Origin of the sequence: Endozoicomonas sp. OPT23 (assembly GCF_009653635.1) — a bacterium.
Taxonomy (GTDB): domain Bacteria; phylum Pseudomonadota; class Gammaproteobacteria; order Pseudomonadales; family Endozoicomonadaceae; genus Endozoicomonas_A.
Genome location: NZ_PPFD01000002.1, coordinates 334331 through 350042 on the forward strand (window position 1 = coordinate 334331; position 15712 = coordinate 350042).

Annotated in this window: 12 protein-coding genes; 10 read left to right on the forward strand and 2 right to left on the reverse strand. The window is 48.4% G+C overall.

What is annotated here, in order from left to right:
- Nucleotide 1 precedes the first annotated feature (1 nt).
- Nucleotides 2-1204 carry an efflux RND transporter periplasmic adaptor subunit gene (locus tag EOPP23_RS03370; protein WP_153764566.1) on the reverse strand — a complete coding sequence of 401 codons (1203 nt, stop codon included), beginning with the start codon at nucleotides 1202-1204 and terminating at the stop codon, nucleotides 2-4.
- 200 nt (nucleotides 1205-1404) lie between these two features.
- Between EOPP23_RS03370 and EOPP23_RS03375 the strand changes: the two genes are divergently transcribed.
- The 6 genes from EOPP23_RS03375 to EOPP23_RS03400 all read left to right on the forward strand — a co-directional run bounded on the left by EOPP23_RS03375 (nucleotide 1405) and on the right by EOPP23_RS03400 (nucleotide 7148).
- Nucleotides 1405-1548: a hypothetical protein gene (locus EOPP23_RS03375; protein WP_153764567.1), complete on the forward strand. Its 144-nt coding sequence runs from the start codon at nucleotides 1405-1407 to the stop codon at nucleotides 1546-1548.
- 160 nt (nucleotides 1549-1708) lie between these two features.
- Nucleotides 1709-2407 (forward strand): response regulator, encoded by a 699-nt coding sequence (locus EOPP23_RS03380; RefSeq protein ID WP_153764568.1) that lies wholly within the window; start codon nucleotides 1709-1711, stop codon nucleotides 2405-2407.
- On the forward strand, nucleotides 2404-3816 hold the full coding sequence (locus EOPP23_RS03385) for an ATP-binding protein (RefSeq protein ID WP_153764569.1): 1413 nt from the start codon (nucleotides 2404-2406) through the stop codon (nucleotides 3814-3816). The genes EOPP23_RS03380 and EOPP23_RS03385 overlap by 4 nt, the downstream gene beginning before the upstream one ends.
- Nucleotide 3817: 1 nt before the next feature.
- The gene (gene nfi, locus EOPP23_RS03390) at nucleotides 3818-4522 is read left to right on the forward strand and encodes a deoxyribonuclease V (RefSeq protein WP_153764570.1); all 705 of its coding nucleotides are present in this window, start codon (nucleotides 3818-3820) and stop codon (nucleotides 4520-4522) included.
- Nucleotides 4523-4553: 31 nt separating this feature from the next.
- Nucleotides 4554-5135, forward strand: a complete 582-nt coding sequence (locus tag EOPP23_RS03395) for a hypothetical protein (protein ID WP_153764571.1) — start codon at nucleotides 4554-4556, stop codon at nucleotides 5133-5135.
- Nucleotides 5136-5258: 123 nt separating this feature from the next.
- On the forward strand, nucleotides 5259-7148 hold the full coding sequence (locus tag EOPP23_RS03400) for a sensor histidine kinase (RefSeq protein ID WP_194842481.1): 1890 nt from the start codon (nucleotides 5259-5261) through the stop codon (nucleotides 7146-7148).
- A gap of 1 nt (nucleotide 7149) precedes the next feature.
- On the opposite strand, the gene EOPP23_RS03405 is transcribed toward EOPP23_RS03400, so the two are convergent.
- Complete coding sequence (locus EOPP23_RS03405) at nucleotides 7150-9549, reverse strand: HEAT repeat domain-containing protein (RefSeq protein ID WP_153764573.1); 2400 nt, start codon at nucleotides 9547-9549, stop codon at nucleotides 7150-7152.
- A 366-nt stretch (nucleotides 9550-9915) separates the two neighbouring features.
- On the opposite strand from EOPP23_RS03405, the gene EOPP23_RS03410 reads away from it, so the two are divergent.
- From EOPP23_RS03410 to EOPP23_RS03425, 4 genes are read left to right on the forward strand one after another with little or no spacing between them, the layout of a single operon-like run.
- Complete coding sequence (locus EOPP23_RS03410) at nucleotides 9916-11007, forward strand: cytochrome-c peroxidase (protein ID WP_153764574.1); 1092 nt, start codon at nucleotides 9916-9918, stop codon at nucleotides 11005-11007.
- 13 nt (nucleotides 11008-11020) lie between these two features.
- Complete coding sequence (locus tag EOPP23_RS03415; protein ID WP_153764575.1) at nucleotides 11021-12298, forward strand: cytochrome-c peroxidase; 1278 nt, start codon at nucleotides 11021-11023, stop codon at nucleotides 12296-12298.
- The gene (locus EOPP23_RS03420; RefSeq protein ID WP_228550551.1) at nucleotides 12295-12966 is read left to right on the forward strand and encodes an arsenate reductase (azurin) small subunit; all 672 of its coding nucleotides are present in this window, start codon (nucleotides 12295-12297) and stop codon (nucleotides 12964-12966) included. Before EOPP23_RS03415 ends, EOPP23_RS03420 begins: the two co-directional genes overlap by 4 nt.
- A gap of 21 nt (nucleotides 12967-12987) precedes the next feature.
- A complete protein-coding gene (locus tag EOPP23_RS03425) occupies nucleotides 12988-15693 on the forward strand; it encodes a molybdopterin-dependent oxidoreductase (RefSeq protein ID WP_153764576.1) in 2706 nt (901 codons plus the stop codon).
- The last annotated feature ends 19 nt before the right edge of the window (nucleotides 15694-15712 follow it).

A 15712-nucleotide genomic window follows, 5' to 3' on the forward strand; every position in this document is an offset into this window, starting at 1 on the left:
TTCAGTGACCCTGTTGAGCAGACTTACTGGCTGTTACTTCTATTGCTCCTGTTTCAGCATTCACTGAAACCCGTGTTGGACTCACTGTTACGCCATTTCTGACTTTCTGCAGCCCTTCGACAATAAGTTGCTCGCCAGGTTTCAAGCCAGAATCAACCACCCACATAGGGCCAATGCGCCGCCCCATTTTTGTCAGTCGGGACTGAACCTTATTGTCTGAGCTGACGACCAGTACAAAGTAACCAGACTGATTTTCCTGCACAGCAGCCTGTGGGATGACGACATGGGGTACTTTTTCTCTACTATCGACAATCAAGGTAACGTACAAGCCGGGAACAACGACACCATCAGGGTTTGGGAACGCGGCTCTCAGTGTCAGGGTTCCTGTTGTTTCATCAATCTTGGTATTGGCAAAATTCAATTTGCCAAGCTTGCTGTACATTTTGTCGTTGGGAAGCCTCAGTCGTATATCATATCGTTTGTTATCTTCAGTCAGATCGTTTTTACCAGCATCACTCTGTAAGTGATTGATGACTGTTTTTTCATTGACCTGAAAATTCACGTAGACAGGATCGATAGAAGTCAGCTGAGCCAATGAATCACTGCCTGAATTAACCAGATTACCGACGCTGTATTTGGCTAAACCCACCTCACCTTTGAAAGGTGCATGAATTTCGGTGTATTCAAGGTTCAACCGTGCGGTTTCTACTCCAGCTTCTGCCACTTCCACGGAGGCCAGTGCCTGAGCTTCGGCACTGACGGCTTTATCCAGACTGGCCTGACTCAGGTGGCCTTTTCTGAAAAGATCTTTATTACGTATCAGGGATTTTCTGGCGGTATTTAGTTCGGCTTTGGCACTGGCCAAGTCTGCTTCGGCCTTCTTCAGACTGGCCTGAAAAGGTTTTTTATCAATCTGGAATAGCAGCTGGTTCTTCTCAACCATCTGGCCTTCGATAAAGTTTCTTTTGATCAGAAAGCCTTCAACACGTGCTTTCAGGTCGACCGTTTTAGAGGCTTCTGCCCTGGCAACGTACTCTTTATGGCTGCCTACAGGTTGTTCCGTTATATTGATAATGGAAACGGCGGGTGGTGGCATTTGATGTTGCTGCGGCTTCTGGTCATCACAGGCCAGAAGCGAATAGACAGCAATGAGAAGGCTGCAGACTTTAAAAATGAAATAGACAGAAAGCTTGGCAGTCTTCATCGGGAGCTCCGCAAATAAGTGCAGAAAAAGAGGAGTGAACCTTTCAGGCTGAGTGGAGTCTAGTACATGAAATATGTGCCACAGTGATATTTTCTGAAGGATTCTTTTACTTGGTGCTTACACTCTCTAACCCCAAGGTAGAGATGAGTATCAATAGACTGGAACCATCAAGTAACAGACAAGAAAACAAAGGAGGCACCATGAAACGGGTTTTAATGAGCATCGTACTGGGTGCTTTTATATTGACTACCGGTGCCGCGCTGGCAGCACCAGTGAATAACCCAATTGACACCGTTTCAGTAGACAGCGGACAGCAGACCTCTGTGAAGGTAATAATTCAATAAACAAAACTATCGTTTCGTTTATTGATACTGCTCAAGTTGAACAAAAAGAGAACTACTGACGGGTGACTTCGAATTATGTACCCTGAGCCTGTACTTTAACCCCGCCCGTGCGGGGTGATTTTTTATCTTCCGCTCATGGCTGTTTATTAAGGAGCATGAAATGAGCAGCGAAAACCTTGAAATTCTCCTGATAGACGACGATATAGAACTGTGTGAACTGCTGATTGAATACCTTGCTACGGAAGGTTATTCAGTTAACGCCGTGCACGACGGTGAAGCCGGTGTTCATGCCGCGCTGTCAGGTGAATATAATCTGGTTCTGCTTGATGTCACTCTGCCTAAGCTGAATGGCTTTGATGTACTCAAGAAAGTACGCCAGACATCTGACATCCCTGTTTTGATGCTGACTGCTCGTGGCGATGACGTTGACCGTATCATCGGTCTTGAGTTTGGTGCCGACGATTATCTGCCCAAACCTTATAACCACCGTGAACTGGTGGCCCGAATCAAGGCCATTCTGCGTCGTGGTCGTACACCGGCTGCAGACACTGAACAACGGGTTCTCTCGATTGATGATATCAATCTGAATCTGGCCAACCGTGAAGCCATGATTGGTGGCGAAATTCTGGAGCTGACTGCCACTGAGTTTATGGTGTTGAAGGCATTGATTGAGAAAGCCGGAGAGCTGATCTCAAGGGACGACCTGACCCAGATAGCACTTAACCGTCGTCTTACGCTTTATGATCGTGCCATTGATATGCACGTGAGTAACGTACGTAAGAAAATTGGTGTGCGCCCAGACGGCTCACCTCGTATTAAAACGGTTCGTGGAGCCGGTTACTTCTATATTCGTCCATGATTCAATCTTTAAAACGCATGCTGGCATGGCCATTCAGAAGCCTGTTCTGGAAACTGTTTTCCTGGTTCTGGTTGACCATGCTATCGATGATGGCCGCCATGGTTGTGACTGTGGCGATCACCGTTGACCCGTCCGATTTTCTTTCCGAGCGTCGTGAATTGTTTCGCGAGCTGGAAATTGTTTCCCGCAAAGTGGAGCGCATGGCTTCAGGCTGGGCCTCTCATACACCTTTTCCCCAGTTTACGGGCAGTTACTTCTATCTGTTTGATCCTGCCGGAGAAGTGGTAGGAAGAAGAACCGTGCCTGATGAGCTGATGTCAGCCTACGACCGAACTCATCATCGTAAGGAACCGACCATTACCTTCCGCAGTGGTGTAGTTGTCGTTGGTCCTCGCAAGGTTCAGGTGGGTACTGCTGCTTATGACCTGTTCCTGACCAAGGAAATTCCTAGGTTGGTGCATTGGCGGGTGACCAAGGTTATGTCAAAGCAGTGGCATCTGGTGATCATTGCGTTGGCTGTCAGCTTCCTGCTCTGCATTATGTTGGCTCGCTATCTGGTAGTACCTATTCGTCGTTTGCAGGGGACTTCAAGAAGTCTGGCAAAAGGTCAGTTGTCTGCTCGAGTGGACGAATCGGTTCGTAAACGAGGCGATGAACTGGGTGACTTTGCCCGTGATTTTGACGATATGGCCGAGCAGCTGGAAACCTTGATCAACAACAAGGAGCGCCTGCTTCGAAATGTGTCCCATGAGTTGCGGTCACCATTGACTCGCTTGCAGATTTCTCTGGCACTGGCTCGTCGAAAGACCAATGAGGCGGAGTCAGAACATGCCCGTATCGAACGTGAAATTGAGCGACTGGATGAACTGATTGGCGAGATTATCCGTTTTTCCCGTATTGAGCACGGTGCGACGAATGAAGCCTGCGAACAGGTAAATCTGCACCAGCTGTTGCAAACGCTGGTTGAAGATGCGGACTTCGAAGCTCAGGCAGGTAATCGCAGTGTCAGACTGTTGCGCAGTCAGGCTGTTGAACTCTGTGCAGTAAGAGACTGGCTCAGTGCTGCTATTGAAAACATGATTCGTAATGCTATTCGGTTTACTCCGGAAGAAAGTACAGTCGATGTTTCCATGTTGCTGGAGAAGGACAGTATCGTAATTCGCGTCCGTGACTACGGACCAGGCGTTGCTGAAGAGTCTCTCGAAGCCATGTTTGAGCCATTTAATCGTCTGGATGAAACTCGTGGTAAGGAAAATGATGGTTTCGGCCTTGGTACAGCCATTGCTCGTGGTGCCATTACTAACCATGGTGGCACTATAAGGGCCAGGAACTGTTACCCGGGCCTGGAAGTGGAGATCAGGCTTCCGCAGGGTTGCCAGCCAAATACCAAGTCATCTGAGACTGGGTAGAATGTCTATCGCAACTGATGTGGACGGGTCTCTGACACCTTCTGAAGCTATTGCGCTTCAGAAGGAACTTGCCGGTAAAGTGATTCAAAATGACGCTCTGCCGACAGATATCCGGCGGGTTGCTGGAGTAGATGTAGGCTTTGAGCAGCAGGGACAGATCACCAGAGCCGCTGTTGCTGTTTTGGATTTCTCTTCAATGCAGCTTGTTGACTACAGTATTGCCCGTATTCCAACCGTAATGCCCTATATTCCCGGACTGCTTTCATTCAGAGAGTGTCCGGCGATTCTGAAAGCTCTCGATCAGTTACGTCAATCTCCTGATTTATTACTCTGCGATGGTCAGGGCATTGCTCATCCAAGACGTTTTGGTGTCGCCTGTCATCTGGGAGTACTGACGGGGTTGCCTGCCATTGGAGTTGCCAAAAGCTGGCTTTGTGGCAGTCATGGTGAGCTGGCTGAAGCCAGAGGTTCACAGGCAGACCTTGTGGATAAAGGAGAGGTGATTGGTCGGTTACTGAGAAGCAGAGACTCTGTTCGGCCACTCTATGTTAGCATTGGCCATAGAGTTTCACTGACCACGGCCATTGATTATGTTCAATCCTGTCTTTCCCGTTATCGCCTGCCAGAACCTGTTCGCTGGGCTGATGCGCTTGCCTCGAGACGGGGAAACGCACTTGAGAAAGCCTCGCAGCTGCTTCCTCAATAACTTTCTGTTTAATGTCTTCCTTGTGCTTTCTATGCTGCTATCCACAGGCTGCAGCCATCGCACCGACAGCATCAGCCTGACTCAACAGGAGCTGCAGAAGCTGGTGGACAGCAATTACTTGTCTCCACAGATTCGTAATTTTGAGCTGATGCCATTGGTTAATGTTCAGCTTTATCTGGAAACGCCTGAGCTGATGATGAAAACCGATGGCCAGGATCTGGCTTTTGCTTTGAAGGGCTCTGTTGACGCTGACCTGTTCGGCAATGCAGTGACAGATCGAATCCCTTTACGGGTGTCCGGAGCAGCGGCTCTTAAGTATGTACCTGAAGAACATAGCTTTTATTTTACGGACCTCGAATTGCAGGATGCCTTTCTGGACCTTGAGCTGACACTGGTTCAAACCCTGGTAATGGAGCAGTTTCGTAAGACCTTGTCCCGAGAGCTGATGCTGATGCCCATCATTCCTCTTAAGCAGGAATCGCCAATGTATCGTCGGCTGGGTACTCGAAACTATGCCATTAATGTGGATAAAGGTGTTTTAAAACTGCAAAAACTGAGTAAAACAACAGAGTCTTCAGATAGTTCTAGAGGTGAAGCTTCAGACGGCAATTAATCCAGCTAGACTGAGGAAATAACTCTCATAAAGAATGAAGACCGGTAAATGCAAGGATCGCACTCTGGCTTTATAAAACTCCTGTTTCTTCTGTTTGCTCTGGCTCCATGCTGGAGCCTAGCCATGCCTGAATCTACCGTTGTGACCGAGAACACTGAGCAGATGAACCTGATCAATATCTCGGATTATCTGGAAGACCCTGATGGTCTGCTGAATGTTAAAGATCTTGATAAGCCCGAGATAGCCAGTCAGTTCAAGCCGATTCGTGGTAATGAAATGAGTTCAGGCATCTCCCGTACGGTGATCTGGTTAAAATTTGAACTCAAGTATATTTCCTACTTTGGTGAAAATCTGGGCGAGTGGTTGGTTGAAGTAGGGTATCCGGCTCTCGATCTGGTGACCCTTTATGTAGGTGATAGCTGGGGCGATTTTCAGGAGTTCCATACAGGTGATAAGTACCCTTTTGGTATCAGGGATGTCGCTCATCCTTCTTTCCTGTTTCCCGTTGAGCTTTACAGCAATGAATTGACACGTTTTTATCTGAGAATAGAAACCAGTGGTTCATTGCAGGTGCCATTGAAACTCTGGACACCATTAGCCTATCTGGAACAAACCAATCAGATGGATACTCTGTTTGGTATCGTTTACGGCATTTTGCTGGTGATGATGTTTTATCACCTGATGCTATTTATCAGACGTCAGCACGCTTATTACCTGTATTACTCGATCTATCTTGGTGGCTTTTTGGTTCACTTCCTGTCGGTCAATGGCACCGGGCAGGCCCTTATCTGGCCAGATTACCCAATGGTAAACAGTACCACGCCTTTTTTTATGAGTATTTCCAGTGTTGCCGGGATAATGTTCACCCAGTCATTTCTGGATCTTCATCATAAGTCTCAGGTCATCAGCCGGTTATTTACAGTGTTATTGCTAGGTGGCCTGTTGATTGTTCCCATGAGTTTCATGCTGCCGCTTGGGGACGCTTCAAAACTGGTCATAGCAGAGGTTCAGGCCAATCTTCTGATTACCACCTTTGCCGGTATTTACTGTCTGGTAAAGAAGCGGGAAAGCTCCACATGGCTATTTGTTATAGCCTTTATCTGCCAGCTTACTGGCGCTGTCTTTTATTCCATGGTGCTGAAAGGTGACTTGGGGGAAGTGGAATTCAGTAGAGTGATCACACCTCTGGTTATGACTCTGGTAGCCATTATTCTGGCATTGGCTATGGCACGAAGAAATGATCAGGATCGGGAGCAGGAAAAGGCCGAAGAAGCAGCTCGAATCAGTGATGTGAGGAGAGATAATCAGAGATTAGTGGAAGCGACTGGCATCAAGAATGAATTCTTACAGGCTGTGGCCTCAAAGCTGGCTTTGCCCATTGCAGCTTTGAGTGAGTCTCTGGAGAAAATTGAAACGACAGAAAAGAGTAAACCATTAAAACAAGCCAGAGAGGCTGGGAAAAGAGCCAGCGATATTGTTGAAAATCTGGTATCACTGAATGAAGTGCAGTCATCTTCGCTCTTTATATTAAAAGTGCCGTTTAATCTCAGACGGCAGGTTAAATTGCTGGAAGACAAATTCAAGGCCGCCTGTGATCACAAAGGTATTTTTCTGGAGTTTCATATTGACGATAGTATTCCCGAAAACCTTTACGGTGATGCAAGAAAAATCTTCAAGGTGGTCGCCAATGTTATGGATAATGCGGTCAAGTATACAGACGACGGTTTTATTGCTATTTCAGCAAGAACCGATAAGCATCTTGAGGAAGATAAAATCTGGCTGTATCTGACTGTAGAAGATACCGGAATAGGTATTAGCGAGCTGGATAAAAATATCTATCAGGCCTTTGAGCAGGTGAACAATGATACTGATATCAAACGTGGTGGTGTAGGGCTTGGTTTATCGGTCTGTCGCCAGCTGATGCACAGTATGGGAGGGAGTATTACTCATACTCCCCGCCCAAAAGGTGGTACCTGTTTCGAGATCAGTGTTGCCTGCTATAGAAAGAGCTGAGTCAAATTGAAGCCTTCCACTGCAGCTCTGTCATGGCAATCAGCTTGTTTCGTTCGGTACTGGTTTCTGTTGCTTTGAGTCGATTAAGCAGAGCTTTTCCTGCCAGTCCTGAATCAATCTCCAGAGTATGAGTGATAGCCTGCTGAGACAGTGAACCATAATCAATCAGGCCAGCTGTTAGAATATCATCAACAACATCTTCTACTTTATGTTCTGCAAGGGCCTTTATTGCAGCCAGCCTGGGACCTGAATCATTAGCAGATAACTTCTGGTGAATAGCCAGTAGCACATCGGTGATTGATGGTAATGGATTACCATGATCGTCTTCACTCAGGTCACCAGACAGTTTTGAAATATGTGAGAGCGCTTCAATTGCGGCGATCTGAACATTGATATCCTGATCTTCAAGCGCCTCCATTAGTACTGGCAGAGCCGCCGGGTTTCCGACTGCAGCCAGCAGGCGCGCAGAATGCAATCTCAGTGTTTCATTTCCGGCTAACAAACTGGTTGCCGCTGGACCGAAAGCGTTGGCAAGTTCGTTATCCAGATCGTTATTGAAGTCATTTTGCAAATCAGATACTTGATGACTGGCAATTCTGGTCAGGCAGGCGATGGCTTCATGTTTGTTACTGTCCTCAAGGTTCGCCAGGGCAATTAACAATAGGTTGACGGCTTTGGGTGTTGAGCACAAAGAGAGTGCTCGTATGGCCTGTATGTTTACATCGGTATCGGGCAATCGGGCAATCTTGCGCTTTCTCTTTGGTCCCTGATCAAGGACTTTTTCTCCCTGCTCCATGTTGCCTCTGGCAATGTCGGCAAACTCTTCCATCTCCTCTGGCAGCTCCGCCATCATGCCTTCAAGAAACTCTCTGTGTTCGACTTCCTGCCTTGAGTGCAGACCTGTACTGACAGCGATATTGTCGAGAGTTATGGCTTCCAGAGTGGAAGTGCCACTGCGAGTTTGCTGTTCCGGGTAATCCTCATTAATGGCTGTAATAGACTCCCTGAATTCATCCTTATCAATGGCGTCACCGACACTGTTCAGCTCTGTTAGTGGAATGAGGTTATCGTCTGCTGCCGTTGAATCTGTTCCACTCTGTTCTGGCAGTAAAAGATGCTCAAACTGTGCAAATGCCAGTTGTCCAACCTCATTTTCGCTTTTGGCCAGCTTTGCCAAAGAGTCTAAAGTTGTTTGTCTGATAACAGGTTGATCATGCTCAATCAGGGTCGTAAGGACGGCCAGGTCTTCTTCGGAGCTGACCAGATCAGGCCAGTAACTGGTTAGTAGCTTAAGGTTCAGTAAAGGTTGTTCATGGTTTTCAAGTTGTAGTGATAGTGTCGTTTTTAACAAACTGGCGGGCATCAGGTCGGCAATATCCAGAGTTGCTGAAACAACGCTGCTGTTTGCAGACAGCAGGCATTCTGCCAGTTGTTCAGCGATAGACGTCTGATGTGTCTTTAGTTTATGTGGAGGCGTTCTTGATAGAATTTGCAAGGCTCCGGTCTGTACTTCTGGAAGTGAGTCAGACAGCAATGCAACCAGCTTCTCCACACCCAGTGAAAAACGACAGTCTGCCTGTGGCAATCTACTGAGTTGTTCTGCAGCTTTCATAGCCGCAAGACGAACCTCTGCGGACTCATGAACCAGCAGTTGCATCATATCAATCAGGTATTCATGGCAGTTTCGAAAGGCGATGGATTCAATCGCAGCCAGCTTCAGCTCATCGTCGACGTAACTGGTTGCCTTGAACAGAGCGACAGCGGATGACTTTTCACTGCCGTGTCGCAGAGCCCGTGCTGCTCTGCAGGCATGCTTGAGTGCTGACAGAGTTGATAAGTCTGCAGAAAGATAATCAACCAGAACCTGTTCACCACGGTCACCACATTGTGCCAGGGCTTTCATTATCTCCGGTTCTATATCCTGACAGTCATCATGATCAAGAGCTGATCTCAGAACAGGAACCGCGTCTCTGTCCTTACAGTTCCCTAATGCAATAACGGCAGCCCTTTGAATATCCCAGCGGTCATCCCAGCCGTCGTACCAGGCTTCTTCCTGGTTATCAGGCTCAACCAGTGGATAGAGAGCAGATCGAGCGGAGGGAACGGTTTTGGCCAGTTCGCCCAGTGTTTCGGTCGCTGCTGTTCGTACGTCACCATCCGGATGTTCACTGGTCAGATATTTAAGTGCCTCGACGGTACTTTGATCAGGAAGTTGGGCAAGTGCATGAGCCGCTTCCATAACTACGTCTTCATCATCGTCCAGTAAGGCTCCGGTCAATGCTGAAACAGCCTGAGGCTCTCCGGATTTCCCCAGTGACCTGGCGCTGTAAAAACGTTCGGCTTCATCACCGGTCTTGAGCAGTTCAATCAGATAATTAACAAACAGCTGTTGTGTGGCCATGGGCAGCTCCCTTCATGATACAGAGAGTTATGCAGGTGTTATGCCAGTTATCAGACGAAAATAAGCTATTGAAATGAGACGTCCAGAACGTCGTATTTAATAAGTTAAACAAAACGTTAAATCGCCTTTAGAAGACTAAAGCACACACTGTACAGAGTGTTTAATTTATTAATTTTGTTGGAAGAGTTGAAACGATAAAAACCCTTATAAACCTAAGGTTTTTCAACGAATGAAAAACTTGGCCTCATTTCTGCAAATACAGGAGTAGTGATCCCGCAGCCTGTTAACAGTTCACCAACAGCCGTCGGGAGAAACTGCAGACCTGAAAGCGCCATAAGTATTAAACCAGGCGCGGGGAGATGAGGAATGAGTGGACGTACCAGTAAAAGACCATGGCTGATCGCCTTGGGACTGGGTGTCGCGGTCATGGGGCAGGCGCAGGCAGTAAGCCTTGAACCCATGTCAGTAGACGCAAAAAAATCGGAGCTGGGAAAGAGACTGTTTTTTGATAATCGTTTGTCAGGCGACAGCGCGATTTCATGTGGGACCTGTCACCAGCCGGATAATGGCTTTGCCAACAGTGAAGCCCTGTCACCCGCCTATCCGGGCAGCAAGGGTTTTCGTAATGCCCCTTCACTGATTAATACAGCTTATAAGAAGAGCTGGTTCCATGACGGCCGTCTGGGAACCAACCTGAACGACGTAACCCGTGAAAATATCACTGAAGACTATGTGATGAACATGGATATGCGTCTGATGCAGGAACGTCTGAAGCAGGATCCGGTTTATGTACAGATGTTCAAGGATGCCGGTTATGGCGAACCTTCCAACGGTGCAGTACGAAAGGCGATTCCTGAATACCTGAAAACGCTGGTGTCAAAAAATGTGGCTTACGACAAAGACTCGATGACCGAGAGCGCTATTCGTGGTGAGAAACTGTTCACCGGCAAGGCTGGCTGTTCCAGTTGCCACAGTGGTCTGCTGTTCAGTGATGGCAAAGCCTGGAACACGGGTGTGCCCGAAAATCCGGAGATTTTCCGCGATCCCGAGCGCCATGCTACCTTCATCGCATTCAATATGTTCATGGGTAACGAGAACTACATGAACCTTAAACGTGATGTTGGCGCACATGTTCAGACTCATAAAGCTGACGGCACAGACATCGGCAAGTTTATGACACCTTCCCTGAGAGAGCTCAAGTACACAGCGCCCTATATGCACAACGGTATGCTGGCAACTCTGGACGATGTTGTGGATTTCTACAACCAGGGTGGCGGTGTTGACCGAAACAAGGATAAACGACTCAAGCCGCTGAACCTCAGAGCGTCTGAGAAAGCCGATCTGGTGGCATTCCTGCAAGCTCTGTCCGGTGATCCCCTGACGGGTGACCAGTATGTGTGGTCAAAGGCTGATTACAGCTACAAGACCATTGCCAACTGGACCAAGGCCAAGAACTGATCGGGGAATGGACATGAAAACACAATACAAAGTGATACCCGGTCTGGCACTCAGTGCTTTGGTAATGGCTCTGGCCGGTTGTAATACAGAAACAGTAAAAGAATCTGCAGACGTTCAGCTGGAAAAAGCAGCGGTTCAGAAAGCGGCTGTGGTTAAAGAAGTGAAAATGAGCATTGCCGGAGTAGAAAAGAGCTACCCGGCTCTGGCGGCTCTGGGTGAGGTGCCTGTTCCTTCTGATAACCCCATGACTCCAGAAAAAATTGAACTGGGCAAAAAACTCTTTTTTGATGGCCGTCTTGGTGGCGATGGCAGCACTGCCTGCGTCAGTTGTCATCTTCCTTCTTTGGGTTGGGACTTCCCTCAGGATGTTTCTCTGGGTTATCCGGGAACCATTCACTGGCGCAACTCCCAGACCATTATGAACTCTGCTTATTACGATAAGTTGTTCTGGGCAGGTTCCTCCAAAAGTCTGGAAGCTCAGGCTCGTTCCGCAGCTAAAGGTGCTGTTGCCGGTAATGGTGAAAGCGATGTAATGGAAGCTCGACTGGCGTTGATTCCTGAATACGTAGAAGGCTTTAACAAGGTATTTGGCGACGACTATCCGAAGGTAGGTAATGCCTGGATGGCTATTGCAGCGTTTGAAAGAACACTGGTTCAGAAAGATACGCCGCTGGACAAGTACCTGGAGGGTGATAAATCAGCCCTCAATAAAAGTCAGGTTCGTGGTAAAGAGTTGTTTGAAGGGAAGGCTGGCTGCATCTCCTGTCATAACGGTGCACTGGCATCCAATCAGGAATACTACAACGTCGGTGTACCACCACTGAAGCGCTGGGAAGAAGATGCCTTGTCTCAGGTGACTTTCCGCTATGAGCTTTATGCCAAAGGTTCTACCGAGAAGATGTATCGGGAAACGAAGGCAGACCCAGGTGTTTATTTCCGCGGTAAGTTCAAAAGCATGAAGGGCAAATTCCGGGTACCAAGCCTGCGTTACACCAAGTACACCGCGCCATTCATGCACAATGGTGCGCTGGCGACTCTGGAAGAGGTTGTGGATTTTTACGACCGTGGTGGTGTTGCTTCCGATGGCCGTACAACCGGTTTTCCGAAAACCAAGAGTGAGATGATCAAGCCGTTGGGATTGAGCAGAGAAGAGAAAGCAGATCTGCTGGCTTTCCTTGATGCCTTCAGCGGTGAAAAGATCACCATGGACTATCCAGAACTCCCTCCATACGGACCATTGTTCAGTGAGGAAGAGATCAGCGAGAAAGCGCTGATGGAGGCCAAACAATGACTATTTCTTCCATACGAATATTCGGTTCTGAACGTAAGAAAGTCGATCGGGAAACTGCCGTAGAGCACGGTAAGTGCATGCTTTCTCGTCGTAAGTTCCTGATGTATTCCGGTGCGGCTACCGCAGCTGCCAGTACAGTGTCGGTTTCACTCTTTGCCGGTACAGCGCAGGCTCAACAGGTACCAGCGAGAGTGGTTGGTTATCCACGAAAGCTGATTGGCAAGTTGTCAGAACTGAAAGAAAACCAGCCACTGGATTTCAACTATCCCGACGATGGCCCAAACACCATGGCCCTGGTAGTAAAAACGGGTGTTAAATCTGGCGGTGGTCTTGGCCCTCAACAGGATGTAGTGGCATTCAGTTACATGTGTACCCATCAGGGTGGACCATTGAACGGCACGTATAAGGTAACAGGCGAACACCGGACGCTGGGTCAGTGCCCATTCCATTTAAGTGTGTTTGATGTACGACGCCACGGCATCATCGTTTCCGGTCAGGCTTATGAAAGCCTGCCACAGGTATTGCTGGAACTGGATGGCGATAATATTTATGCCGTTGGCATTATGGGGCTGCTGTTCGGACGTCAGCAGAATGTTCAGGGTGACAGCACAATTTCTATTGGTGCTGCTGATCAGTCCAAGACTATTCCAGCAACGAATGCGTCCTGATCAGGTGATGGAGAATAAATTATGACAACTAATTTCTATATCCCTGAAGATCGGGCGCCACTGCCTCCTCCTCATGCGGAAGTGATCACTACAGCTTGTGATTACTGTGTTGTAGCCTGTGGGTATAAGGTTTACCGCTGGCCGGTAGGTACTGGTGAAGGCGGTATGAAGGCTAATGAGAATGCTTTCGGCATCGACTTTCCAAGTTATACCCTGCAGCAATGGGTTGCACCTTCCCAGCACAATGTTGCCATGCATAATGGTCAACCACACCATGTAGTTGTCGTGCCTGACAAGGATACGACAGTGGTTAACAAGACCGGTGACTCCTCCATGCGTGGTGGTCTGCTGGCTCAGAAAGTCTATAACCCTAAAACCGGTACCCGTGATCGCCTGACTGCACCTCTGATGCGAATTGGCGGAACACTGCAGCCTGTTAGCTGGGAAATGGCTCTGGAAGTAGCGGCAGAGCTGGGCAAACATACTATTAAAGAGCATGGAGCCAACGCCTACAGCGTTAAAACATACTCTTATCAGTATATTGAAAACACTTATGCCATCACCAAATACGCCCTGCGTCATGTAAATACTGCGAGCTTCACTTTCCACGATACGCCCAGTGATGTGACGTCTACTCCGGGGTTCCGTGATGCCGGCTTTGATAACTTTGGCCCAAGTTATGACGACTGGGGCAGTGCCGACACTCTGATGATCTGTGGTACTGATCCGTACGAAACCAAAACCATTCTATTCACTCAGTTCATCAAGCCTGCTGTTGAGCGAGGCATGAAGACGGTAATGTTGAATCCTCGTGAAACCGCCGGTATCGCCTGGATGAAGAAAATGGGTGGCCTGCATCTGGATGTCTTCCCGGGCACAGATAATCTGGTATTGGGCGCTATTCTGCGAGTGATTGTCGAGAATGACTGGCAGGATAAGGAGTGGATTGATAACTGGGTTAATAACAAGTGGGAGTCCAGCTCCGGCTTTGGTCAGGGTACCCGTAATACACCATGGCAGTGGCGTACAACCTGGGGCAAGTTCCAGACCAAGGGCTTTGAAGACTACAAAAAGTGGCTGTTAGCCCGTAAAGAGTACGACCCAAAGTCTGCCGCTAAAGAAGCCGGTATTGATGTTGCCAAGATCTATAAGGCAGCGGAAATGATGGCCAAGCCAAAGGCAGACGGAAGTCGTGTGAAAGCGTCTATCGCTATTGAGAAAGGTTTCTACTGGTCCAACAATACCGGCAACACTAACGCGATCAGTACACTGGCAACGGTTGTCGGTGCTGGTGGTCGTCCAGGTCAGGTGGTTGGACGTCTAGGTGGTCACCAGCGTGGTGGTCAGTCTGGCGGTAAGTTGCCACGTAACAAGTCACCAGAAAAAGTACCAGGCCGTCGTCGTCGTTCTCTGGATACCGATCGCTGGTTGTATTCTGGTCATACCCGTTTCGCCCATGTTATCGGCACTACCTGGATTCAGGCCATGTGTGGTTCCCAACAGCTGGCGAAGAAGTTCACCGAGTTGACGGTTAATAACCCTCATCAGGTCTGGAGTTATGACAAGCAGGAAATTATCGACACCCTGAAGAAACGTCAGGATTCAGGTGGCATGGTTGTGATTAACCAGGATATCTACCTCCGTGATCCTATTGGTGCCAGATATGCGGATATTGTTTTCCCCGCAGCTACCTGGGGTGAAGAAGACTTTATGCGTGCCAACGGTGAGCGTCGTCTGCGGCTTTATCAGAAGTTCAACGATGCACCGGGGGATGCCAAGCCTGACTGGTGGATTATTGCCAATCTGGCTAAGCGCATGGGCTTTGAAGGTTTTGACTGGAAGAGTTCCAACGAGGTAGCAGAGGAAGCCGCACGCTTCAGCCGTGGCAGCCGTAAAGATTTCAGCATGATCAAGGTGGCAGCTCATAAGGAAGGCAAGACGCTGCATCAGAAGATGCGTGAATTCGGTACTGATGGCATTCAGGGGCCTGTCTTCTATAACTACGACACCAAAGAGTTGGTTGGCACCAAGCGTCTGCACGACACTGAACTGCGTCATGACAAGAAACAGCTGGCGAAGATGGGACTGGAGAATGGCCCTAAAGGCGCTAACGTTCTCAAGAAAGAACTGACCGGCTTTAAATCCCAAACCGGCAAGGTGAACCTGCAGAAGCATCCATGGGAACTGTTCAGCGATTTCTATGACTGGTTGAAACCAAAAGGTGATGAACTGCGTTTCACCAACGGCCGCATTAACGAAATCTGGCAGTCAGGTTTTGATGATGTTGAACGTCGGGCTTATGTAAGCCAGCGCTGGCCTGAAAACTGGGTAGAGATTCACCCTGATGATGCCAAGGCTCGCGGTATTGAGTCTGGTGATCAGGTGATGATGTATTCTGACCGGGTTGCCGGGTTCAAGGACACTATTCTGGGTATTGGTGGTAAGGACTTCCAGTTTTCTGAACTGATGAAGAATGGTCATATTGAACTGACCAAGGCGGCAGTGACAGCGGTTGCCATTGTTACGCCAGCGGTTAAGAAAGGTGTGCTCTACGCCAATATGATTGATATGCGTCAGCCTTCCAATGCTCTGGCTGCCCGTGTTGTGGATAACATCAGTGGTAACTATAACTACAAGATGGGTGTCGCACGCATTCGCAAGCTGGGTGAGTCAAAGTATAAGCATGAGTTCCGCAGTTTTTCCTTTGCTCCACGAAATATTGTCTGATGTTTTGAAGAACAGTAAA